At 67.8% G+C, this 21,307-nt stretch carries 21 protein-coding genes and 1 pseudogene; 14 read left to right on the top strand and 8 right to left on the bottom strand.

Going from position 1 to position 21,307, the window contains the following annotated elements:
• Positions 1-251 precede the first annotated feature (251 nt).
• Together AB4Y68_RS05265 and AB4Y68_RS05260 are read left to right on the top strand one after the other, a co-directional pair.
• Positions 252-2,363, top strand: a complete 2,112-nt coding sequence (locus AB4Y68_RS05265) for a S46 family peptidase (RefSeq protein WP_441454459.1) — start codon at positions 252-254, stop codon at positions 2,361-2,363.
• On the top strand, positions 2,360-2,887 hold the full coding sequence (locus AB4Y68_RS05260; RefSeq protein WP_441454458.1) for a GNAT family N-acetyltransferase: 528 nt from the start codon (positions 2,360-2,362) through the stop codon (positions 2,885-2,887). The genes AB4Y68_RS05265 and AB4Y68_RS05260 overlap by 4 nt, the downstream gene beginning before the upstream one ends.
• Before the next feature lie 182 nt (positions 2,888-3,069).
• On the opposite strand, the gene pgsA is transcribed toward AB4Y68_RS05260, so the two are convergent.
• From pgsA to AB4Y68_RS05235, 5 genes are all read right to left on the bottom strand, one after another.
• Positions 3,070-3,702: a CDP-diacylglycerol--glycerol-3-phosphate 3-phosphatidyltransferase gene (pgsA, locus tag AB4Y68_RS05255; protein WP_441454457.1), complete on the bottom strand. Its 633-nt coding sequence runs from the start codon at positions 3,700-3,702 to the stop codon at positions 3,070-3,072.
• A 70-nt stretch (positions 3,703-3,772) separates the two neighbouring features.
• On the bottom strand, positions 3,773-4,393 hold the full coding sequence (locus AB4Y68_RS05250) for a carbonic anhydrase (protein ID WP_441454456.1): 621 nt from the start codon (positions 4,391-4,393) through the stop codon (positions 3,773-3,775).
• A 21-nt stretch (positions 4,394-4,414) separates the two neighbouring features.
• Complete coding sequence (uvrC, locus tag AB4Y68_RS05245) at positions 4,415-6,295, bottom strand: excinuclease ABC subunit UvrC (RefSeq protein WP_441454455.1); 1,881 nt, start codon at positions 6,293-6,295, stop codon at positions 4,415-4,417.
• Positions 6,296-6,311: 16 nt separating this feature from the next.
• Positions 6,312-6,758, bottom strand: a complete 447-nt coding sequence (locus AB4Y68_RS05240) for a DMT family transporter (protein WP_441454454.1) — start codon at positions 6,756-6,758, stop codon at positions 6,312-6,314.
• Positions 6,759-6,767: 9 nt separating this feature from the next.
• Positions 6,768-7,241 carry an NUDIX domain-containing protein gene (locus AB4Y68_RS05235; RefSeq protein WP_441454453.1) on the bottom strand — a complete coding sequence of 158 codons (474 nt, stop codon included), beginning with the start codon at positions 7,239-7,241 and terminating at the stop codon, positions 6,768-6,770.
• Between the two features lie 154 nt (positions 7,242-7,395).
• On the opposite strand from AB4Y68_RS05235, the gene AB4Y68_RS05230 reads away from it, so the two are divergent.
• The 7 genes from AB4Y68_RS05230 (at position 7,396) to AB4Y68_RS05200 (ending at position 10,761) form a co-directional block, all read left to right on the top strand.
• Positions 7,396-7,809 (top strand): dihydroneopterin aldolase, encoded by a 414-nt coding sequence (locus AB4Y68_RS05230; RefSeq protein ID WP_441454452.1) that lies wholly within the window; start codon positions 7,396-7,398, stop codon positions 7,807-7,809.
• The gene (locus tag AB4Y68_RS05225) at positions 7,810-8,589 is read left to right on the top strand and encodes an SDR family oxidoreductase (protein WP_441454451.1); all 780 of its coding nucleotides are present in this window, start codon (positions 7,810-7,812) and stop codon (positions 8,587-8,589) included.
• Positions 8,590-8,707: 118 nt separating this feature from the next.
• Positions 8,708-9,244: a 6-pyruvoyl trahydropterin synthase family protein gene (locus AB4Y68_RS05220; protein ID WP_441454752.1), complete on the top strand. Its 537-nt coding sequence runs from the start codon at positions 8,708-8,710 to the stop codon at positions 9,242-9,244.
• On the top strand, positions 9,241-9,630 hold the full coding sequence (gene folB, locus AB4Y68_RS05215) for a dihydroneopterin aldolase (protein WP_441454450.1): 390 nt from the start codon (positions 9,241-9,243) through the stop codon (positions 9,628-9,630). Before AB4Y68_RS05220 ends, folB begins: the two co-directional genes overlap by 4 nt.
• Before the next feature lie 73 nt (positions 9,631-9,703).
• The gene (locus tag AB4Y68_RS05210; protein WP_441454449.1) at positions 9,704-10,075 is read left to right on the top strand and encodes a serine/threonine protein kinase; all 372 of its coding nucleotides are present in this window, start codon (positions 9,704-9,706) and stop codon (positions 10,073-10,075) included.
• 13 nt (positions 10,076-10,088) lie between these two features.
• Positions 10,089-10,469, top strand: a complete 381-nt coding sequence (locus tag AB4Y68_RS05205; protein WP_441454448.1) for a hypothetical protein — start codon at positions 10,089-10,091, stop codon at positions 10,467-10,469.
• Between the two features lie 4 nt (positions 10,470-10,473).
• The gene (locus AB4Y68_RS05200; protein WP_441454447.1) at positions 10,474-10,761 is read left to right on the top strand and encodes a GNAT family N-acetyltransferase; all 288 of its coding nucleotides are present in this window, start codon (positions 10,474-10,476) and stop codon (positions 10,759-10,761) included.
• A 133-nt stretch (positions 10,762-10,894) separates the two neighbouring features.
• On the opposite strand, the gene AB4Y68_RS05195 is transcribed toward AB4Y68_RS05200, so the two are convergent.
• The 3 genes from AB4Y68_RS05195 to uvrB form a co-directional block, all read right to left on the bottom strand.
• Positions 10,895-11,224: a hypothetical protein gene (locus AB4Y68_RS05195; protein WP_441454446.1), complete on the bottom strand. Its 330-nt coding sequence runs from the start codon at positions 11,222-11,224 to the stop codon at positions 10,895-10,897.
• 96 nt (positions 11,225-11,320) lie between these two features.
• Positions 11,321-11,524 (bottom strand): hypothetical protein, encoded by a 204-nt coding sequence (locus AB4Y68_RS05190; protein ID WP_441454445.1) that lies wholly within the window; start codon positions 11,522-11,524, stop codon positions 11,321-11,323.
• A 999-nt stretch (positions 11,525-12,523) separates the two neighbouring features.
• On the bottom strand, positions 12,524-14,743 hold the full coding sequence (uvrB, locus tag AB4Y68_RS05185) for an excinuclease ABC subunit UvrB (protein ID WP_441454751.1): 2,220 nt from the start codon (positions 14,741-14,743) through the stop codon (positions 12,524-12,526).
• Between the two features lie 516 nt (positions 14,744-15,259).
• Between uvrB and AB4Y68_RS05180 the strand changes: the two genes are divergently transcribed.
• The 5 genes and pseudogenes from AB4Y68_RS05180 to AB4Y68_RS05160 all read left to right on the top strand — a co-directional run.
• Positions 15,260-18,214 carry a TonB-dependent receptor plug domain-containing protein gene (locus AB4Y68_RS05180; protein ID WP_441454444.1) on the top strand — a complete coding sequence of 985 codons (2,955 nt, stop codon included), beginning with the start codon at positions 15,260-15,262 and terminating at the stop codon, positions 18,212-18,214.
• Between the two features lie 126 nt (positions 18,215-18,340).
• Positions 18,341-19,600, top strand: a complete 1,260-nt coding sequence (locus tag AB4Y68_RS05175) for a dicarboxylate/amino acid:cation symporter (protein ID WP_441454443.1) — start codon at positions 18,341-18,343, stop codon at positions 19,598-19,600.
• A 169-nt stretch (positions 19,601-19,769) separates the two neighbouring features.
• Positions 19,770-20,525, top strand: a complete 756-nt coding sequence (tolQ, locus tag AB4Y68_RS05170; RefSeq protein ID WP_441454442.1) for a protein TolQ — start codon at positions 19,770-19,772, stop codon at positions 20,523-20,525.
• A 3-nt stretch (positions 20,526-20,528) separates the two neighbouring features.
• Positions 20,529-20,993, top strand: coding sequence for an ExbD/TolR family protein (locus AB4Y68_RS05165; protein WP_441454441.1), 465 nt, complete (start codon positions 20,529-20,531; stop codon positions 20,991-20,993).
• A 4-nt stretch (positions 20,994-20,997) separates the two neighbouring features.
• Positions 20,998-21,307 (top strand): annotated as a pseudogene (locus AB4Y68_RS05160) (energy transducer TonB); the annotation flags it as partial.

The raw sequence follows: 21,307 nt of genomic DNA, 5'->3' as shown, positions 1-21,307 counted from the left end.
CAGCATGACGGATGAGGGGTGTCGGCGGCGCGGTCTGATTTTCAGGCTCGCCGCCGGCCCCCCTTTTTCATAACCTCGCGCCGACACCCCTTATCCGAGCGCCTTCGGCGCGCACCTTCTCCCTCAAGGGGAGAAGGAACTACGCCCCCGTCTGACGCACCGGCCTGCTAGGTTCCTTCCAGCCGATTTCAGACTATTCAGACGAATTGGACTCTGTTTTTCCTCGCCAGAGTCTGAACCAGGAGTTTTCCATGCGTCACATGCTCTTCGCCTCGGCCGCCGTCCTGGCCTTCGCCGCCGCTTCGTCCGTCGCGTCCTCGGCCCGGGCCGAGGAGGGGATGTGGACCTACGACAACTTCCCCATCGCCCGCGCCAATGCGACGCTGGGGACCTCGATCGATCAGGCCTGGCTCGACAAGGTCCGCCTGTCGTCGGTCAAGTTCGGCGGCTGCTCGGCGGGCGTCATCTCCGGCCAGGGGCTGGTGATGACCAACAACCACTGCGTCGCCACCTGCGTCGCCAACCTGTCCACCCCCCAGCAGCAGTACGGCGAGACCGGCTTCACGCCGAAAAGCCGCGAGGAAGAGCTGAAATGCCCCGGCGCCTCGGCCGAGATCCTGACCGAGATCGTCGACGTCACCGAACGCCTGCACAAGGCGGGTCAGGGCCTGGACGGCCAGGCCTTCACCCAGGCCCGCGAGGCAGAGGCCGGCCGTATCGAGACCGAGGCTTGCGGCAATGATCCCAAGATCCGCTGCCAGGTCGTCAGCCTGTATCGCGGCGGCCAGTTCAAGCTCTACAAGTACCGCAAATACTCCGACGTGCGCCTGGCCTGGGCGCCGGAAGACCGCGCCGCGACCTTCGGCGGCGACCTCGACAACTTCTCCTTCCCGCGCTTCGCCATCGATGCGGCCTTCATCCGCCTCTACGAGGACGGCAAGCCGGTCGCCACGCCGGTTCACTTCACCTGGAACCCGAACAAGCCGACCGAGGGCGAGCCCGTCTTCATCACCGGCAACCCCGGCGCGACCCAGCGCCTGCTGACCCAGTCGCAGCTGATGACGATCCGCGACGTGGTCCTGCCGATGGACCAGCTGATCGCCTCCGAACTGCGCGGTCGCCTGATCCGCTATTCCGAGGAAGGCGCCGATCAGGCCTTCATCGCCATGGATCCCATCGTCGGCGTCGAGAACACCTACAAGCGCGGCTTGGGCCGGATGCGCGCCCTGACCGACGCCGCCTTCATGGCGACCAAGGCCGAGGCCGAAGCCGACTTCCGCGCCCGCGCGGCTGGCGGCGCGACGGACCCCTGGGCCACGCTGGACGGCGTTCAGCCCCTGGCCCGCGAGCTCTATGCGCCTATGGCCCTGCTTGAGGGCGGCACGGGCATGGGCACCACCTCGGTGGCGGGCGGTTCGTCGCTGTTCCAATGGGCGCGGGCCATCGTGCGCGGCGCTCAGGAACGCGCCAAGCCGTCGGATCAGCGTCTGTCCGAGTACGCCGACAGCCGTCTTCCGGGCGTGGAATCCGGCCTGTTCGCCGAACGCCCCACCTATCCGGAACTGGAGCAGATCCGTCTGGAGTGGTGGCTGTCCAAGACTCGCGAATGGCTGACGGTCGACAGCCCCTACGTCCGCACCCTGCTGGGCAAGGAAAGCCCTGAAGGCCTGTCGGCCCGCGTCATCGCCGGCACCAAACTGGCCGACCCCGCCGTGCGCCGCGCCCTGTGGCAGGGCGGTCTGCCCGCCGTTCAGGCCTCGACCGACCCGCTGATCCAGTATGTCCTGGCCATCGACGCCGACGCCCGCGCCGTCCGCGCCGACTGGGACAACAAGGTCAAGGCGCCGACCGACCGCGCCTCGGAAGACCTGGCCGCTGCCCGCTTCAATGCCTATGGCGACGCCGTCTATCCCGACGCCACCGGCACCCTGCGTCTGACCTACGGCCGGGTCGAGGGTACGGACGTTCCGGGGCAGCGCATCGGCGCCTTCACCACCTTCGCCGGCCTGTGGGACCGCGCTACCGGCGCCGAGCCTTTCGCCGTCGCGCCCAAGCTGCTGGCGGCCAAAGACCGGATCGACCCGACGGCGGTGATGGACATGGCCGTCTCGTCCGACACCATCGGCGGCTCCTCGGGCTCGCCCGCCGTCAACGCCAAGGGCGAGATCATCGGCGCCAACTTCGACTCCACCGTCCTGACCCAGCGCAACGCCTACGGCTATGACCGCAACGTCAACCGCAGCGTCATCGTCACCACCCAGGCCGTGACCACAGCCCTGCGCGACGTCTACGGCATGGATCACCTGGTGCAGGAACTGGGCGTGGCCGCGCCCAAGGCCGCGCCGCGCCGGGCGCGGCGTTGAGCCCACCCGCCTTCCGCCCTGCGGCGCCGGACGATGTTCCGGCGCTGCACCGCCTGATCGAAAGCGCCTATCGCGGCGACAGCGCGAAAGCGGGCTGGACCCACGAGGCCGACCTGCTGGGCGGCCAGCGCACGGACGAGGCCGAGCTGCGCGACATCCTCGCCGACGCCAGCCGGGTCATCCTGCTGGCCGAGGTCGAGGGCGTCCTGACCGGCTGCGTCCAGGTGGCGGATCAGGGCGACGGTCTGGCTTATCTCGGCCTTCTCACCGTCGATCCGACCCGGCAGGCGGGCGGTCTCGGCCGTCGCCTGATCGACGCCGCCGAAGCCGAGGCCGTCGCCCGCTTCGGCGCGTCCCGCATGGAGATGACCGTCATCCGCCAGCGGTCGGAACTGATCGCCTGGTACGAACGCCGCGGCTACGCCCTGACCGGCGAGACCCGGCCCTTCCCTCTGGACGACGAACGCTTCGGCCTGCCGCAGACGCGGGAGCTCGAGTTCGTGGTCATGGAAAAGGCGCTCTGACTTTCCCTTCTCCCCTTGAGGGAGAAGGTGGGCGCCGAAAGGCGCTCGGATGAGGGGTGTCAGCGCGACGCTAGGGAAAAAGGGGGCCGGCGGCGGGCGCTGAAATTCAACCCGAACCGCCGACACCCCTCATCCGTCATGCTGCGCATGACACCTTCTCCCTCAAGGGGAGAAGGAGAACCTCACGCGTCGCGCATCTGCTTCTGGGCGGCGCTGAAATACTGCCAGCCGGTCCACAGGGTGATGAGGGCCGCCAGCCAGATCAGGGTGTCGGAGAAGAGCTGGAAGGCCGGCAGGTAGTCGAACGGCAGGCCCCAGCCGTCCCAGTTGCGGGCGAACAGCTGGCAACCCAGGGCGATCATCTGCAGCGTCGTCTTCCACTTGGCGGCCAGGGTGACGGGCAGGTTGATGCGCCCGGCCATGGCTTCGCGCAGGGCGGAAACGGCGAACTCGCGGAACAGGATCAGGCCGCAGGGAATGATGATCTGCTGCACCGACCCGCTCGTCAGCACGCCCAGGATGGCGCCCGTGACCAGGATCTTGTCGGCGATGGGGTCCAGAATGGCGCCCCAGCGCGTCTCGGCGTGCCAGCGCCGCGCCAGATAGCCGTCGACCCAGTCCGTGGAGGCGGCGATGACGAAGATCCAGAAGCCGGTCCGGTACATGGCGAACTGGTCGTCAGGGCTCAGCCACGCCGACAGGAAGGGAAAGCCGCTGGTGGCCCCGGCCAGCAGCAGGAACATGACCACGCCCGCCGCCAGCCGCGCGCTGGTCAGGATGTTCGGGATCGGGTTGGCTTTGTGAGCAGTCATCATCTCGTCCATTGCAACGCCTGACGGTGTGCCATGGTTCGCCGTCAGAGGCGAGGGTGGGGGCGAGGGCGGCTCAGTCCAGCCGTTCGAACCGCTTCGCGCCCGTCAGCCTGGACAGGATGCCGTCGGCGATGCCGAAATGCAGGCCGCTGAGCGCCAGCTCGCCCGCCGCCTCGCGCTCGGCGATCCAGGGGAAGGTGCGCAGGTTGTCGAGCGACAGGCGCACGACAGTCTCCTCGGCCACGCGCTCGACCTGATCGGCGGGGAAGTCCTCGACCACGCGGCGCACGGTCGGGGCGGCCTGCTCGACCCAGGGAGCGACAAAGTCCTGACAGTTGGCGGGCGAGCCGTTGAGCATGGCGTTCACGCCGCCGCAGTAGGCGTGGCCCATGACGACGATGCGCTTGACCTGAAGCACGTTGACGCCGAACTCCAGCGCCGCCGAGACGCCGTGCAGCTTGCCGTCCGGCTGATAGGGTGGGACCAGGTTGGCGACGTTGCGCACCACGAACAGTTCGCCCGGCGCGGTGTCGAAGATCAGGGCCGGATCGGCGCGGCTGTCGGAACAGGCCACGACCAGGGTGTGCGGCTTCTGGCCGTGGACCAGGGCTTCATATTCGGCGTGTTCCGTCGGCCAGCGGTTCTGGCGGAAGCGGTGATAGCCTTGGGTCAGTTCGTCGCGGGGATCGGTCATGGCGGCCTTCCTAGACCCGGTTCAGCTTTTGCGGAAGAAGGCGTGGATGCGTTCGGCCAGGGCCTGATTGACGCCGTCGACCTTGATCAGATCGGCGACCCCGGCGCGCGACACGCCCTTGGCTGAACCAAAGGCGTGCAGCAGGGCCTTCTTGCGGGCCGGGCCGATGCCCTCGATCTCGTCCAGCGGGTTCTTCTTGATGTCCATCGAGCGGCGCTGGGCGTGGGCGCCGTTGGCGAAGCGGTGGGCCTCGTCGCGCAGCCGCTGGATGTAATAGAGGGCGGGCGACTTCAGCGGCAGCATGAAGGGCGGCTTGCCGGGCATGAAGAAATGCTCCTTGCCCGCGTCCCGATCCGGCCCCTTGGCCACGCCGACGGCGGTGATGTCGTCGACGCCCAGGTCGGCCAGGACCGCCAGCACCTCGGCCAATTGCCCCGCGCCGCCGTCGATCAGCAGCAGGTCGGGGCGCTCGACCGTCTCGCCGGCCTCCTCGTCCTTGACCATCTTGCCGAAGCGCCTGCGCATAACCTCGCGCATCATGCCGTAGTCGTCGCCGGGGGTCAGGTCTTCGCCGCGGATGTTGAACTTGCGGTACTGGTTCTTGCGGAAACCCTCGGGTCCCGCGACCACCATGCCGCCAACCGCATTGGTGCCCGAGATGTGGGCGTTGTCGTAGATCTCTATCCGCTCGGGCCGGGCGTCCAGGCCGAAGACCTCGCAAACCTCGTCGAGGATTTTCGACGTGGCCGAGTTCTCGGCCAGCTTGCGGCCCAGGGCCTCGCGGGCGTTGGTCAGGGCGTGGTCGAGGACGGTCTGCTTGTCGCCGCGCCGGGGCTGAAGGATCTCGACCTTGCGTTCGGCCTTCAGGGTGAAGGCCTCCTGCAGCAGCTCGAATTCGTGCGGGCGGATATTGGTCAGGATCTGACGCGGGACCGGCTTGTCCTCATAGAACTGGGCCAGGAAGGCGCCCAGGATGACGGGGTCGGGATCGCTGCGGTCCACGCGCGGGAAATAGGCCCGGCCGCCCCAGTTCTGGCCGGCGCGATAGAAGAAGACCTGAACGCAGGCCTGCCCGCCCTCGGCGTGAAGCGCAAAGACGTCGGCCTCGCCCACGTTCTCGGCCGAGACCGAATGCTCCATCGAAATGGCGGTCAGGGCGCGGATGCGGTCGCGCAACCGGGCGGCCTGTTCGAACTCCATCTCGTCGGACGCCGCCTGCATGTCGCCGGACAGGCGGGCGATGACGGCGCGCGACTTGCCGCGCAGGAACTGTTCCGCCTCGCTGACCAGTTCGGCGTAGTCCTCCAGGCTGATCAGGCCGGTGCAGGGGGCCGAGCAGCGCTTGATCTGATGCAGCATGCAGGGCCGGGTGCGCGTCTCGAAGACGCTGTCCGAACAGGAGCGCAGGAGAAACGCTTTCTGCAGGGTGTTCAGCGTGTGGTTGACCGCCCAGGTCGAGGCGAAGGGCCCGAAATAGTCGCCGGGAATGGTGTGGGCGCCGCGATGCTTGCGGACCTGCGGCGCGCGATGGTCGCGGCGGATCATCAGCTCGGCGAAGGACTTGTCGTCCTTGAGCAGGACGTTGAAGCGCGGCTTCAGCCGCTTGATGTAGCCGGCTTCGAGGATCAGGGCCTCGGTCTCGGTGGCCGTGACCACCAGCTGCATCGACCGGGTCAGCGATACCATCAGGCCGATGCGCTGGGTGTGGAACCGCCCCTGCGCATACTGGACGATGCGCTTCTTCAGCGACTTGGCCTTGCCGACATAGAGGCAGGCGCCGTCCTCGCCGTACATGCGATAGACGCCGGGCTTGTCCGGCGCGCGACGCGCCTCGTCCGCGATCAGGGCGGCGGCCTGAAGCGGCAGGGCTTCGCCCAGAGTGTCGGTCGTCTCCTCGGTCATCGGGCGGGATATAGGCTCACGACCGGCGAACCAGAACCACGCCGCCGATCACCAGGGCGACCCCGGCGATCCGGCCCAGGCTCAGCGGCTGTTTCGCAACGCCCAGGGCGCCGAAATGGTCGACCACCAGACTGAGCGCCAACTGTCCCGCGACCATCAGGGTGATGGTCGTGGCCACGCCGAGGCGCGGCACGCCCCAGGCGGCGGAAATGACGAAGGCGCAGCCGTACAGCCCGCCCATCCAGGCCCACCACGGCAGGGCCTTCATCGCGCCGACGTCGGGCCGGGTCTGCATCGCCAGGGCCAGGCAGCCCAGCGCCACCGTGCCAACCGCGAAGGAGATGAAGGCTGCGTTCAGCGGCGACCCGACCGCTGTGACCAGCTTGGCGTTGGTCGGACCCTGCAGGGCCGTGGCGGCGCCCGCCAGGAGCATGGTCAGAAAGACAAGGATCGGAATCTGCATGCTGCGGCTCTACCAGTTCGGATCTGAGGACGCGCCGCCGAAGATCTCGGCCAGCCGGTCGCGGCTGCCGCGATGGGTGTCGGCGGGCAGGGCCTCGGGAGGAAACCAGCCGATCTCGGCGATCTCGCCGTGGCTGGTGCGTTCGGTCAGCTCGAAGCTCTCGATGCGGAAGACGAGGACGTGGTCGCCGGGAAAGAAGCGTTCATTGGAGTGGACCGAGATCAGGCGCGGTTCGCCGCGTGCGATCAGTCCGGCCTCTTCGCGCAGTTCGCGGATCACTGCGGCGTGGGTGGTCTCGCCCCGGTCCACCCCGCCGCCCGGCAGCCACCAGCCGTGCAGATAGGTGTGCTTGACCAGCAGCACCCGACCCTCGTCGTCCACCGCCACGCCGCGCACGCCCAGGGTCATGCCCCGGTTCATCCGCGACCAGGCGAAGAAGAGCGGACGGGTGAAGGGCTCGATTCGCGTGCGCCAGGTGGTCATGCGCCGACGATAGGCCGGGCGACAGCGGCTTGAACAGTCGCGTCTGTGCCTCTATTCGGACCTTTGAACAGGAGCCTTCCCATGCTGGCCATCGCCATCATCTTCGTCTTCATCGCCGTCATCGCCGCCGTGAACTTCTACGAGTTCGGTTCGGTTGACTGAAACCGCGCCCGACAGCGGGATGGGCGCGGGCGGGTTCGACTGGCGCACCGCCGGGGACCATGTCCGCGTCCTTCTGTCGGACGTGGCGGTCGATGTGCGCATCGGCCTGCACCCGTGGGAGCGGCACCCTGAGCGCCCCACGCGGTTGATCGTCAATGTCGAGATGTTCGCCCGCTGGCCTTTGCCGGACGGGGGTTTCATCGACTACGACCGGGTGCGCGACCATGTGGCCGGATGGCGCGGGCGCGATCATGTCGAGCTGTTGGAAACCCTGGTCGAGGACCTGATCGGCGTCTGTCTGGACCTGCCGCCGGTCGAGGCCTGCCGGGTGCGGATCGTCAAGCCCGACATCTTCCCCGAAGCCGCCGGCGCGGGCGTGGAAATCTTCCGCCGCAGGTCGAACTGAGTGAGCAACGCCGCCGACAGGGTGGTGCTGATCACCGGCGCGGCGCGACGCGTGGGCGCCGGACTGGCGCGGGCGCTGGCCGAGGCGGGTTGGCACGTGGCCGTCCACCATCGCGGCGGGGCGGATGACGCCGCCGCCCTCGTGGACGAACTGACCGCCAAGGGCGTGCGCGCCGCGGCCTTTCAGGCGGACCTGAACGAGGCGGCGGACCGCGACGGCCTGATCGGTCGGGTGATCGGCCACTTCGGGCGGATCGACGCCCTGATCAACAACGCCTCCCTGTTTCGTTACGATACCTTGCCGACCCTGACCGAGGCGTCGTGGGCGGCGCATCTGGCGTCCAACCTGACCGCCCCGGTCTTCCTGATCCGCGACTTCGCCGCCGCCGTTGAGGCTCAGGGAGGCGAGGGCGTGGTGGTCAATATCCTGGATCACAAGGTCGACAGTCCGAACCCGGACTTCTTCGCCTATACGGCCGGCAAGGTCGGTCTGGCGGGGCTGACGCGGACACTGGCCATGGGCCTGGCCCCCCGCATCCGGCTGTGCGGCGTCTCGCCCGGCCTGATCCTGCGCAGCGGCGAGCAGACCGAGGCCGAGTACGAAGCGGCATGGCGCGATACCCCGCTGGGGCGCGGCGCGTCGCTGGAGGATGTGGCCCGCACCGTGCGCTTCATCCTCGAGACGCCCAGCCTGACGGGGCAGAACCTGACCATCGACGGGGGCGAGAGCCTGATCGGCCGGGGGCGCGACGTCGCCTTTGACGGAATTCCTCTTCCCTGAGGCTGGCCCTGACGCCGTTCTTGGACGCGCCTTTACATCGCCGTCGTCAGGGTGTTGATGCGCGAACCTTTCGCGGCGCCTATATGGAGCGCCCGCGTTTTCGGAACCCTTGCCCCTGATGCCTGCCGTCCAGTTCACCCGCCGCTTCTCGATGGCGCACCGGCTGATCGCCGATGCGGGGTCGAAGTGCGCCGTGCCGCACGGGCACAATGAGTTCGTCAAGGTGACGCTGGAGCCGATGGCCGAGATCGCCTTCGGGGTCTCGAACCACGCCGCCTCGTTCGAGCAGTTGAAGCGGCGCTGGCACGGCTTCGTCGACCGCAGCCTGGACCACGCCTTCCAGCTGAACCGCGCCGACCCGCTGCTGGCCTGGTTCCAGGCGCATGAGCCGCAGCGGCTGAACCAGGTCCTGACCGTCGACGGCGACCCGACGACCGAGGCCCTGGTCATCGCCCTGTGGCGCAAGCTGGAAGCCATCCTCGCCGCTGAGGGCCTGCCCTTCCGACTGGCCGAACTGGCCATCGAGGAGACGCCGACCAACACCGTCCTGACGCGGGGCCTGACCGAGGCCGAGCGGGCGTGGAAGCTGGGCGACTGGTGCGATCGGGCCGATTTCAGCATCAACGACATCCTGCCGCCGGAGACCTGGTCGTGAGCGCCGTCATCGCCCCCCTGCCGTCGTCCGAGCCGCGCCGTCTGGGCCTGACCGTGCTGGTGCGCGGTCTGGAGGTTCAGGCCGCCATCGGGGTTCACGCCCATGAGCACGGCCGGTTGCAGCCCCTGACGGTCGACGTCGATCTGGACTTGGGGGCCGGGCCGATCAATCGCTTGTCCGATACGCTGGATTACGAGGGCGTGGCCCGGATCGCGCGGGAACTGGCCGGGGGCGAGCATATCGCCCTGGTCGAGACCTTCGCCGAACGGGTGGCCCTAGCCTGTCTCGAGGACGGGCGCGTCCTGGCGGTCAAGGTGCGGGTCGAAAAGCCCGGCGCCATTCCCGGCGCGGCGGCGGCGGGCTGCGAAGTCGCATACTCCCGCTAACGACCGGCGCCCGCTAAGTTCGGTTGCGCGGGGCCGCGCGTCCCGCCATTGTTGCGCCTTGCAAGAGGTTTCGATGATCCAGTCCCGCGATGACATCAGCAACGGCGCGGGGGCGTCGGACGACCTGGCGGGGCTTTACGCCGGATACGCCCTGATCCTGTTCACCGTGCCGACCTTCGGCGTGGCGGCGATGATCGGCCTGCTGCGGCTCTGGCGCCAGGCGCCGCCGAGCGATCCCCTGGCGCGCAGCCATTTCATCTTCCAGCAGCGGACGCTGATGGCGGCGGTGGCCTCGATCATCGCCGGGGTCCTGCTGATCGCCATCAATGTCGGCGTCTTCGTGCTGTTCGTCATGGCGGTGTGGACCATCGTGCGCGGCGCCATTGGGCTGAAGGACCTGCTGGAAGGCCGACCGATCCGCCATCCTCACCGCCTCTTCTACTGAAAGGCCTGCGCCCATGACCGACCCGAACGGAACCTCGGTTCAGCCCGTTGCGGGGCGCGATGGCGCGATCGTGGCGTGGATCCTCTATATTCTGTCGATCCCCAGCGCCAACGTGCTGGTGCTGGTCGGGCTGGGGCTGGCCTATATCAATCGCGGCGCGGCGACGGGGCTGGCGGCCCAGCACGTCGAGGCGCAGATCAGGCTGTTCTGGTCTGTCTTCTGGATCAGCGCGGCGCTGTGGGTGCTGATCGCCATCAGCGCCGTGGCCTCGGCCTTTCTGATCGGCATTCCTTTCCTGATCCTGTTCGGTTGCCTGCTGGTGCTGGTGTCGATCTGGTTCACGGTGAAGAGCGTTCTGGGGCTGCTGGCCCTGCTGAACGACCGTCCGGCCTAGGCTCATGACCGAGTTCAAGGACCACGCCGCCGCCCGCCGCTTCCATCAGGACTTCCCAGACGCCGACGGCGAGACCCGTCGCGTCTGGGCCGAATATGTCGCGCGCGGCAAGACGCGGGTCATCCTGCACGTCGAGGCGGCGCCGGCGCTGCGCGGCACGGGCGCGGCGTCGACCTTCATGCAGTCCCTGGCCGAGCACGCGCGGGCCGAGGGGCTGAAGCTGGAGCCGATCTGCAGCTATGCAGTCGTGTGGCTGAAGCGGCATCCGGAATATTCCGACGTCGTCGGCTGACCGACCCGCTGACGGCGGCGTCAGGCGGTACCGGCTCTCCGCTGACGCTTCGGCCGGGATGACGGCGAAGGAAAGGGCGCTTCGCGCGCTCAAGCAGCGAGCGACCGCGTCGCGAGCGATAGCGCCCTAAGAATTATGGATGGCTCTTGGCGATGATGGCCTTCATGGTTTCGGCCTTGGCGGGCAGGTCCATGACCAGACGGTGGGCCAGTTCGCGGGCGCCGACGGGGTAGGCCTCGCCGCCCTCGGCGATGTCCTTGGCCATCTCGGAGGCTTTCAGCAGCACTTCTTCCAGAGCCTCGACCTGTTCGAGGGCCAGGGCGCGCGCCTCGGCTTGCAGGCGCTTGACGCGTTCAGCGGTGGTCTCTGGCGCACGCATCAGGTCATAGACCTCGGCCTCGGGGGAGGAGACGATCCGCAGGTTGGGACGGTCGTCGGATTCTGGACTGTTCGATTTCGACATGATGCACCCTTCGACACGACAATGCCGCAATTTCTGCGCCGTTCCCCATATTCATATGAGGGGGGCGTGGTTTCCTGCCCCTGTGGCGCCCAAGCCTCAGGCGTTGGGGTTGAGGGGCGGTTCGGGCGGCGCCTGCTTCTGGCGCTCGCTGGCCTCGTGCTTGCGCTGAAAGACGGCGACCAGATGATCGACGCGGGCGAAGAATTCCTTCTCCAGCCGGCGCAGTTCGGCCGGATGCATGTCCGGCTCGTCATCAGGGTGAGGGACGGGCCGGGTGCGCGGCGGTCGGGGAGGGGCCATGTCTGCTCCAATAGTCTTCTCCCCTCGGGGGAGAAGGTGTCAGGCGTCGCCTGACGGATGAGGGGGCGGGCGGCGGCGAACGGACGGTCGGCGTCGAGGGCGCGGAAAGCTCCCCCTCATCCGAGCGCCTCCGGCGCCCACCTTCTCCCCAAGGGGAGAAGGGCGCACGCGTTTCGCCGCCGCGCTTTTCAGCGGGCGGTGGAAGGGAGGGCTGGGCGGAGCGCCGGGCCGACGCCCGGAGTGTGATGTGTGTGTACCGTTTCGACGTAGACTCAGCGCTCCGCGCGGACGGGCTTCCACGAGCTCGGGGCAGGCGCCGGTGTTCACGGCTACCCCCGGCGCCCGCGGCGGGCAGGGGCCTGCTTGCGACAGGCCTCCTGGAACGGTCCGCGTAACCCCCGCGACCCTGACCGGAACCTCTATGACGGACGGGTCGAACGCCCCGTCGCTAGGTCCCGTCGGCTCCTTGTCTTGATGTGTGGTCTATCGCCCTTGCGGGCTACTTGAGACCACGGGGCGAAGGTTCAGGCGTTCGCCCTTACTCCGTCCGCTGCATCTGTGAACCGCGCGCCAGAACCCGCCGCGACCTGTCCGCTGGGCTCAGCGCCCTTGACCGGAGACCGCGACGGACGCCGCGCAGCCCGACAAGGACCCCGCTCCATCCGCTCCCGCCGCCCGCAAGGTCGCAGGCCTCACGAGCCCTCCATGCGACGGAACGAAGGCAGGATGGCATGGGCGGAAGGTAGGGCGAGTTGAAAGGGGATGGCGGAGGGGTAAGGGCGGGAAATCGTGGGGATTGGGACGGGGAGGTTGGCGTGTTGTGCCCTTCTCCCTTGCGGGAGAAGGCGCCCCGCAGGGGCGGATGAGGGGTTTCTCGACGTTGGATGAAGGCCGGTCGTCGGCAGGCGTCGCGCGACCCCTCATCCGTCAGCCTCCGGCTGCCACCCGTCGTCAGCTCGCGATGCGAGCTTCCTCCACCCGCAAGGGGAGAAGGAAAGCCTACCGTCCCTTCCTGAACGCCTCGGCCTTCTCGGCCGCCGCTTCCGCGCGCCAGCGCTTCGGGGCTGATTTGTCGACGTCTTCGCCGGCGCCGGTGAGGGCTTCGTTGGCGAATTCGAGGTCGAGGAGCTTCATCTTCTTGATCTCGTCGCGGAGGCGGGCGGCGTCTTCGAACTCGAGGTTGGCGGCGGCGGTGCGCATGCGGCCTTCCATGTCCTTGAGGGCGGCCTGGAAGTTGGAGCCGACGAAGGGTTTGGAGGCTTCGGCCACGCCGGGGCGGGTCAGGCGGTCCATCTCGCGGGACTCATAGGGGCTGTCGAGGATTTCCTTGATGTCGCGCTTGACGCTCTCGGGCGTGATGCCGTGTTCGAGGTTGTAGGCTTCCTGACGTTCGCGACGGCGATTGGTCTCGGCGATGGCGCGTTCCATCGAGCCGGTCATGCGGTCGGCGTAGAGGATGACGCGGCCGTCGACGTTGCGGGCGGCGCGGCCGATGGTCTGGATCAGGGAGGTTTCCGAGCGCAGGAAGCCCTCCTTGTCGGCGTCGAGGATGGCGACCAGGCCGCACTCGGGGATGTCGAGGCCCTCGCGCAGCAGGTTGATGCCGATCAGGACGTCGAAGGCGCCCAGGCGCAGGTCGCGCAGGATCTCGATGCGTTCCAGGGTGTCGACATCGGAGTGCATGTAGCGGACGCGAACCCCTTGCTCGTGCATGTATTCGGTCAGGTCCTCGGCCATCTTCTTGGTCAGGACGGTGACCAGGCTGCGGTAGCCCTGGCGCGCCACGGCCTTGACCTCGTCGATGACGTCGTCGACCTGGTTGCGGGTCTGGCCTGAGACCGGGCGGATCTCGACCGGGGGGTCGATCAGGCCGGTGGGGCGGATGACCTGTTCGACGAAGACGCCGCCGGTGCGCTCCATCTCCCAGGGGCCGGGGGTGGCGGAGACGTGGACCGTCTGGGGCCGCATGGCGTCCCACTCGTCGAACTTCAGAGGTCTATTGTCGATGCAGGAGGGCAGGCGGAAGCCGTATTCGGCCAGGGTCGACTTGCGGCGGTAGTCGCCCCGGAACATGCCGTTGATCTGGCCGATGGTGACGTGGCTCTCGTCCACGAACAGCAGGGCGTTGTCGGGGATGTATTCGAAGAAGGTGGGCGGCGGCTCGCCCGGCGCGCGGCCGGTCAGCCAGCGGCTGTAGTTCTCGATGCCGGCGCAGGCGCCGGTGGCCTCCATCATCTCCAGATCGAAGCGGACGCGCTGTTCGAGGCGCTGGGCCTCCAGCAGCTTGCCGTTCTCGTTCATCCAGGCGAGCGTCTCCTTCAACTCGTCCTTGATCCCGGTGATGGCCTGGTTCAGCGACGGGCGCGGGGTGACGTAGTGACTGGCGGCATAGACGGTGACTTCTTCCAGGTCGGCGGTCTTCTTGCCGGTCAGGGGGTCGAACTCCTGGATCGACTCCAGGTCGTCGCCGAACAGCTGGATGCGCCAGGCGCGGTCCTCCATGTGGACGGGGAAGATCTCCAGCACGTCGCCGCGCTTGCGGAACATGCCGCGCTCGAAGTTGAGGTCGTTGCGCTTGTACTGCAGGGCGATCAGGTCGGCGCGCAGCTTGGCCTCGTCGATCTGGTCGCCGACCTTCAGGGAGAAGGTCATGGCGGTGTAGGTCTCGACCGAGCCGATGCCGTAGATGCAGGAGACCGAGGCGACCACGATGACGTCGTCGCGCTCCAGGATCGCGCGGGTGGCCGAGTGGCGCATCCGGTCGATCTGCTCGTTAATCGACGAGTCCTTCTCGATGTAGGTGTCGGTGCGCGGGACGTAGGCCTCGGGCTGATAGTAGTCGTAGTAGCTGACGAAATACTCGACCGCGTTGTCGGGGAAGAAGCTCTTGAACTCGGAATAGAGCTGGGCGGCGAGGGTCTTGTTGGGGGCGAGGATCAGCGCCGGGCGCTGGGTCTGTTCGATGACCTTGGCCATGGTGAAGGTCTTGCCGGAGCCGGTGACGCCCAGCAGCACCTGATCCCGCTCGCCGGTCGCGGCGGTGGCGACCAGTTCCTTGATGGCGGCGGGCTGGTCCCCGGCGGGGGTGTATTTGGTCTCCAGCCGGAAAGGGACGCCCTTCTTCTTGCCTTCGCGCGAGGGGCGGTGAGGGACCCAGTCGCCCGGCGCGGCCGGCGGCTCCTCCGGCGTCAGGCGCGGGCCGACGACCGGCGCGAACATGGGCTCCTTCGCCGCCTTGCCCCTGGCCGCCTTGGCGCGCGGGGCGTCGTGCAGGAAGGGCGCGGCCATCTCCTGAACGCCGGGGTTTTGCCCCGGCACGTGGACGGGCTTGGACGGTTTCGAAGGAGAACGAGCCATGAACGCCAAGGTAGTGCGCGCGGGGGGCTGACGCCATAGGGCGTGGATTGCGGCGCGGCGACGGCGAGGGCCGCTTCTTCGCCGCCGTACGGCTCCAGCTTGGCCATATTCCGGCCGAATGACGCCGCAATCCGGGCCAAGTTTGGCTAAATATAGCCATAAATGGTCGAATTGTGGTTCAAAATCGGTTCCTTGGCGTCAAAAATGACGCATCTTTCCGCCGAACGTCGCTTTTCGGAAAGATATCTGTTGCCCTTGTGTGACGCTTTCCATAGCCGTTAGGGCAACCAAGAAACGTAGAGTCGAACATTGGTATACGAAGCGGTGTTCACGTAACGCCGTATTTGCTGTTCAATATTCACAGGTAAATAGAGGCATATGAGCACTCGTAAAGACTACCTGCTGGGCACGACGATGGTGGCTGGCGCTGCCGCCCTGTCGCTGACCCTGCTCGCTCCGGGAGCCGCGTTCGCTCAGGACGCAACGAATACCGCCCAGGAAACCACTTCCGTCGATGAAATCGTCGTCGTCGGCTCGCGCATTCGCCGCGACAACTTCAACGCCCCGTCGCCGACCCAGGTCGTGACGCGCGAAGAAGCGACGCTGCAAGGCTTCGCCTCGACCACGGAAGCCCTGCAGAGCACCGCCGTCACGGGCGGCACCGCCCAGATCAACAACTCCTACGGCGGCTACGTCACCAACGGCGGCCCCGGCGCCAACACCATCGGTCTGCGCGGCATGGGCCCGAGCCGCACCCTGGTGCTGCTGAACGGCCGTCGCGTTTCGCCCGCCGGTTCGCGCGGTTCCGTCGGCGCAGCCGACCTGAACGTGCTGCCGACGGCCATGATCGACCGCGTCGAAGTCCTGCGCGACGGCGCTTCGTCGGTGTACGGCTCGGACGCCGTGGCCGGCGTGGTCAACATCCAGACCCGCAAGAATTTCGAGGGCCTGACCTTTGAAGCCCAGCGCAACGAGCCGCTGGAAGCCAACGGCGCCGGCGGTTCGAGCCGCTATTCGCTGACGGCCGGCGCCCGTGGCGACCGCTGGCGCGCCGCCGGCTCGCTGGAGCGCTACGAGCGCGACGAGCTGACCCTGCGCGACCGTGAGTTCACGCGTTGCCAGACCGATGGCTTCCGCAACAACAAGGACTACATCGACCCGCTGACCGGCCAGTCGAAGTGCTATCCGCTGACCACGACCGGCTCGAACGGCGTGACGATCAACACGATCGGCACCAACAGCCTGGCCGGCGTCGCTGCGGCTGGCGCCACCGGCACCACCTTCAACCGCTGGCGTCCGAACGCAGGCGTCACGACGGGCCTGGTCGGCTTTGAAGGCGTCGGCGGCGGCACCAACAACATCAACGTCCGCGACACCTTCGAAGACCGGATGCTGAACAAGTCGCTGATCTCGCCGGTCGAGATCAACACCATCTACGGTGAAGGCGGCTATCAGCTGAACGCCCTGGGCAACGCCGAAGTCTATGGCGAAGTCCTGTTCAACCAGCGCAAGTCGTCGCAGACCGGCTACAAGCAATTGGCGCTCGACTACGCCAAGGGCAGCCCGCTGATCCCGTCCAGCCTGGCCGGAAGCACCGCCTTCGCCGACCAGGGCCTGAACAAGAAACAGGACGTCGGCGTCCGCGCCTTCATCGGCTTCGGCAACGACCATTCCCAACAGGAAGTGAACTTCAGCCGCTACGTCGCGGGCGTGAAGGGCGACTTCTTCATTCCGGAATGGCGCTATGACGCCTCGCTCAGCTATTCGCGTTCGCGTTCGGAATACACCAGCGAGCAGTTCCTGACGAACCGCCTGATCGAGAGCCTGGACGTCGTCCAGACCGCACCGGGCAAGTTCCAGTGCGCTCAACTGGCCTCGAACCCGGGCTGCGTCGCGGCGCCGGCTCTGAGCACGCAGACCATCGCCGGCGTGCTGCCGAAGGACTGGGTCGACTACGTCTTCCGTCCGGTCAAGGGCATCACCGAGTTCACCGAAACCGTCGCCAGCTTCGGCATCGACGGCCCGCTGTTCGACCTGCCGGCCGGCAAGGTCATGGGCTTCTTCGGCGCCGAGTACCGCAAGTCGGAAATCAACGACGTCCCGGGCCTCGATTCGCAGACGGGCAACACCTACAACTACTCGACCTCGGCCATCACCCGCGGTTCGGACGCGGTGTGGGAAGCCTTCGGTGAAATCGAAGCGCCGCTGCTGCGCGACGCCCCGTTCGCCAAGGAACTGACGCTGAACGGTTCGTTCCGTTACACGGACTACGACTCGTACGGCGACGACACGACCTACAAGATCGGCCTGGTCTATCGTCCGATCGACTGGGTGACGCTGCGCGGCACCTACGGCACCTCGTATCGCGCTCCGGCGCTGTTCGAGCAGTTCGTCGGCGCCACGACCGGCTTCCTGTCGAACACCAACGACCGCTGCAACAACTACGGCGCGCCGGGCGTGAACCCGAACCGCGTCGCCAACTGCACGGCCGAAGGTCTGGCGGGCGACTTCCAGTCGACCACCAGCGTCAAGGTCATCACCGCGGGCGGCGCCGACGCCGGCCTGGCGGCTGAAACCTCGACCAACATGACGATCGGCCTGGTGCTTCAGCCGCCGCTGCCGTCGGGCTGGGGCGATCTGGCCTTCGCCGTCGACTACTACGAGATCGAAGTCGAAAACGGCGTGTCGCGCACCGGCGCAGGCGAAATCCTGACCCGTTGCTACGACTCCAACCCGGGCGATTTCGCCGCCGACACCGGCTTCTGCCGTCTGATCGAACGCGACAAGGCCAACAACGCCCTGACCGTCCACGACAGCTACGTGAACCTGGCCACCGACAACGTGAAGGGCCTCGACTACACCCTGCGTTACCGCAAGGACGTCGGTCCGGGCACCGCGCTGTTCAACCTGGGCGTCACCCAGTACACGGAAGTCTCGAGCAAGCTGTTCGCAGAGGACCCGCTGGAAGACGTCAAGGGCATGGTCAACAACCCGGAATTCACCGGGACGGCTGATGTGTCCTACGCTTGGGACCAATGGCGCGTGCGCTACGGCGTCGAGTGGATCAAGGGCACGGACAGCTACGCCTACTATGAAGAAAACCCGACCACGAGCCAGTACGACCTCGAAGTCGGCGACTACTTCCAGCACAACGCCTCGGTCCAATACCGGGCCGACGGCTGGACGGTCACGGCCGGCGTTCGCAACCTGCTGAACGAAAACCCGCCGGTGATCTCGGCTGGCGTGTACAACCGGGTCGGCAACGCCCCGCTGTACTCGGGCTACGACTACCTGGGCCGCACGGCCTTCGTGAACCTCACGAAGTCCTTCTAAGCCTGACCTGATTTCAGGTTGAGGAGAGGGCGGCGGACTTCGGTTCGCCGCCCTTTCTGCGTTCGGGGCGGATGCAGAAAGCGGCTGGCGCGTTTCGCGGGCGCTGCTAGCGTGGCCATTATGAAAATGGCTCGATCCTTTCTGGCGTCGCTGAGCGCCCAGGTTTTGCTGGCGCTGGCCCTGGGGCTGGCAGCGGGCGCGGCGGCGCAGGCCTGGGGCCTGCCCGGCGGCCACGGCACGGCGGACTTCATCGCCGCCCTGGGCCAGCTTTGGCTGAACGCCCTGAGGATGACGATCATCCCGCTGGTCTTCTCGCTGCTGGTGACGGGGATCGCCTCCATCGCCGACGCGGCGCGGACCGGGCGGCTGGCGCTGAAGGCCATGCTGCTGTTCGGTGTGCTGATCCTGGGCTCCACCCTTTATGCGGTCGGCGCGGCCTATGGGCTGCACGCCCTCTGGCCCATCGACCCCGAGGGCGCGCGTCTGCTGCTGGCCGGGCATCCGGCGGCGCCGGCGGGCATCGGTGCGGCGGCTCCCTTCAGCGAGTTCCTGAAGACCATCGCCCCGTCCAACCCGATCCGGGCGGCGGCCGAGGACGCCATCCTGGGCATCGTGGTCTTCGCCGTCTTCTTCGGCTTCGCGGCTTCGCGCCTGCCCGAGCGGCTGCGCCTGCCGCTGGTCACCTTCTTCGAGGCGGTGGGCGAGACGATGATCGTCATCGTCCGCTGGGTGCTGATGGCGGCGCCGCTGGGGGTTTTCGCCCTGTCGCTGGGCGTGGGCCTGACGGCGGGGGCCAGCGCGGCGGGGGTGCTGCTGCACTATGTGGCGATCATCTCCATCGCCTGCATCGGCGTCGGCCTGCTGTTCTATCCGCTGGCGGTGATCTTCGGGCGGGTGAGCCTGAGCCGGTTCGCGCGGGCGGCGGCCCCGGCGCAGGTCGTGGCCTTCTCGACCCAGTCGTCGCTGGCCAGCCTGCCGGTCATGGTAGAGCGCTCGGTCGACATGCTGGGCGTGCCGCGCGCCACGGCGGGGCTGGTCCTGCCGCTGGCGGTGGCGGTGTTCCGCGTCACCAGCCCGGTCGCCAACCTGGGGGTGGCCATCTATTGCGCCCATCTGTTCGGCATCGAGCCGTCGATGGGCCAACTGGTCGCCGCCATGCTGACGGCCATGCTGATCAGCATCGGCACGGTCGGCCTGCCGGGTCAGGTGAGCTTTTTCGCCTCCATCGCCCCCATCTGCATCGCCATGGGGGTGCCGCTGGAAATGCTGCCCCTGCTGCTGGCGGTCGAGGTCATCCCCGACATCTTCCGCACCCTGGGCAACGTCACCGCCGACATGGCCGTGACGCGGATGGTGCAGGGCGGCGAGGCGGAGCCGGTCGAGTGAACTTCTCCCTCAAGGGGAGAAGGACGAATGCTCAAGCTTCGCAATAACGAGGTTGTCAGACATCGCCCCCGTGACGCGGGGCGCGACGACCGCTAGACCGCCGCCATGAAACCGCCACGTCCGCCCGCTGGATAGAGGCGGACGACCCGGACTGACCCAAGGACGCTGTATGATCCCGCCCGCCGACGCCTCCATGCTGAATCCCATCGCGCTGTTCGCGACCGCCGACTGGGTGGTGAAGACGGTGATGATCGGCCTGGCCGTGGCCTCGGTCTGGTCCTGGACCATCATCATCGACAAGGCTGTGCGCTTCGCCCGCATGAACGCCCGGGCGAGCGAGTTCGAGAAACAGGTCGAGAGCGGCCGCTCGCTGGAAGACGTCGCCGCGCAAGCGGGGGCCCAGCCCGCCGATCCCCTGCCGCGCATGCTGGTGCTGACGCTGCAGGACTGGCGCGAAGCGCGGACGCGCGGGGCCATGACGGACACGCAGGGCAACATGCTGATCGCCCGCATCGACCGGGGGTTGGATTCGGTGATCGCGCGCGAGAGCCAGAAGATCGAGAACGGCCTGGGCGTGCTGTCGGTGGTCGCCACCGCCTCGCCCTTCATCGGCCTGTTCGGCACGGTCTGGGGCATCATGAACGCGTTCGACCGCATCGCCGCGGCGGGCAACACCAATCTGACGACCGTGGCCCCGGCCATCGCCGAGGCCCTGTTCGCCACGGCCATCGGTCTGGCGGCGGCCATCCCGGCCTATATCGCCTTCAACGCCTTCTCGGTGACGGCGGGCAAGTTCACGGGCCGTCTGGAAGCCTTCGCCGACGACCTGCAATCGGCCATCGCCCGGCGTCTGGGCGCGCCCTCGGCCCCGCCGCCGCCGCCGCCGCCTCCTTCGGCCGAGCTGAACCTGCGTCGGAGCGTCTGACCCATGGCCATGGGTGGAGGAGGAGGCGGCTCGGGCGGCGGGCGTGGTCGACGCCGCGCGCGCAAGCGTCCCTTAAGCGAAATCAACGTCACGCCGCTGGTCGACGTCATGCTGGTGCTGCTGATCATCTTCATGATCTCGGCGCCGCTGCTGACCGTCGGCGTGCCGGTGGAACTGCCCAAGACCGAGGCCAGCGCCGTCGAGACGACCGACAAGCCGATCACGGTCTCGATCGACCAGAACGGCGCCATCTTCATCGGCGAGAGCGAAGTCCGCTGGGAGGCGCTGGCGCTTCGCGTGGCCGAAGAGGGCGGCGACAAGGCGCGCGACAAGCCGGTCTTCATCCGCGCCGACGGCCGGGCCCCCTATCAGGCCGTGGCCCGCGTGATGGCGCGCCTGTCGGCCTCGGGCTTCACCAAGCTGAACCTGATCACCGACACGGCCGCCGACGACGCGGCGGAGGGCTGAGCCCTTGCGTCGTCCGTCACCGGCTATCCTGGGCTCCCTCGCGCTGCACGCCGGCGTGGTGGCGCTCGCCCTGGTGTCGTGGTCGAAACAGGACGAGCTCAAGCCGCTGGTGAATTCGGTGCCGGTGTCGATCGTGTCGGAGATGGTGGTCGCCGCCGCCCCGGCCGACAACCCGCAGCCCGAGCCCTCGCCCGAGGACGGGGCCACCGCGCCGGTCGAGGTTCCGCCCGCGCCGACGCCGCCTGAACCCAAGCCCACGCCGCCGCCGCCGACGCCGCCCGCGCCCAAGCCGCCGGTTCCGACGCCGCCTGCGC

It is taken from the genome of Brevundimonas sp. 2YAF1, from assembly GCF_052114745.1.
GTDB lineage: Bacteria > Pseudomonadota > Alphaproteobacteria > Caulobacterales > Caulobacteraceae > Brevundimonas.
The sequence above is the reverse complement of the archived record's forward strand: the minus strand, read 5'-3'. Positions and strand labels throughout refer to the sequence as shown.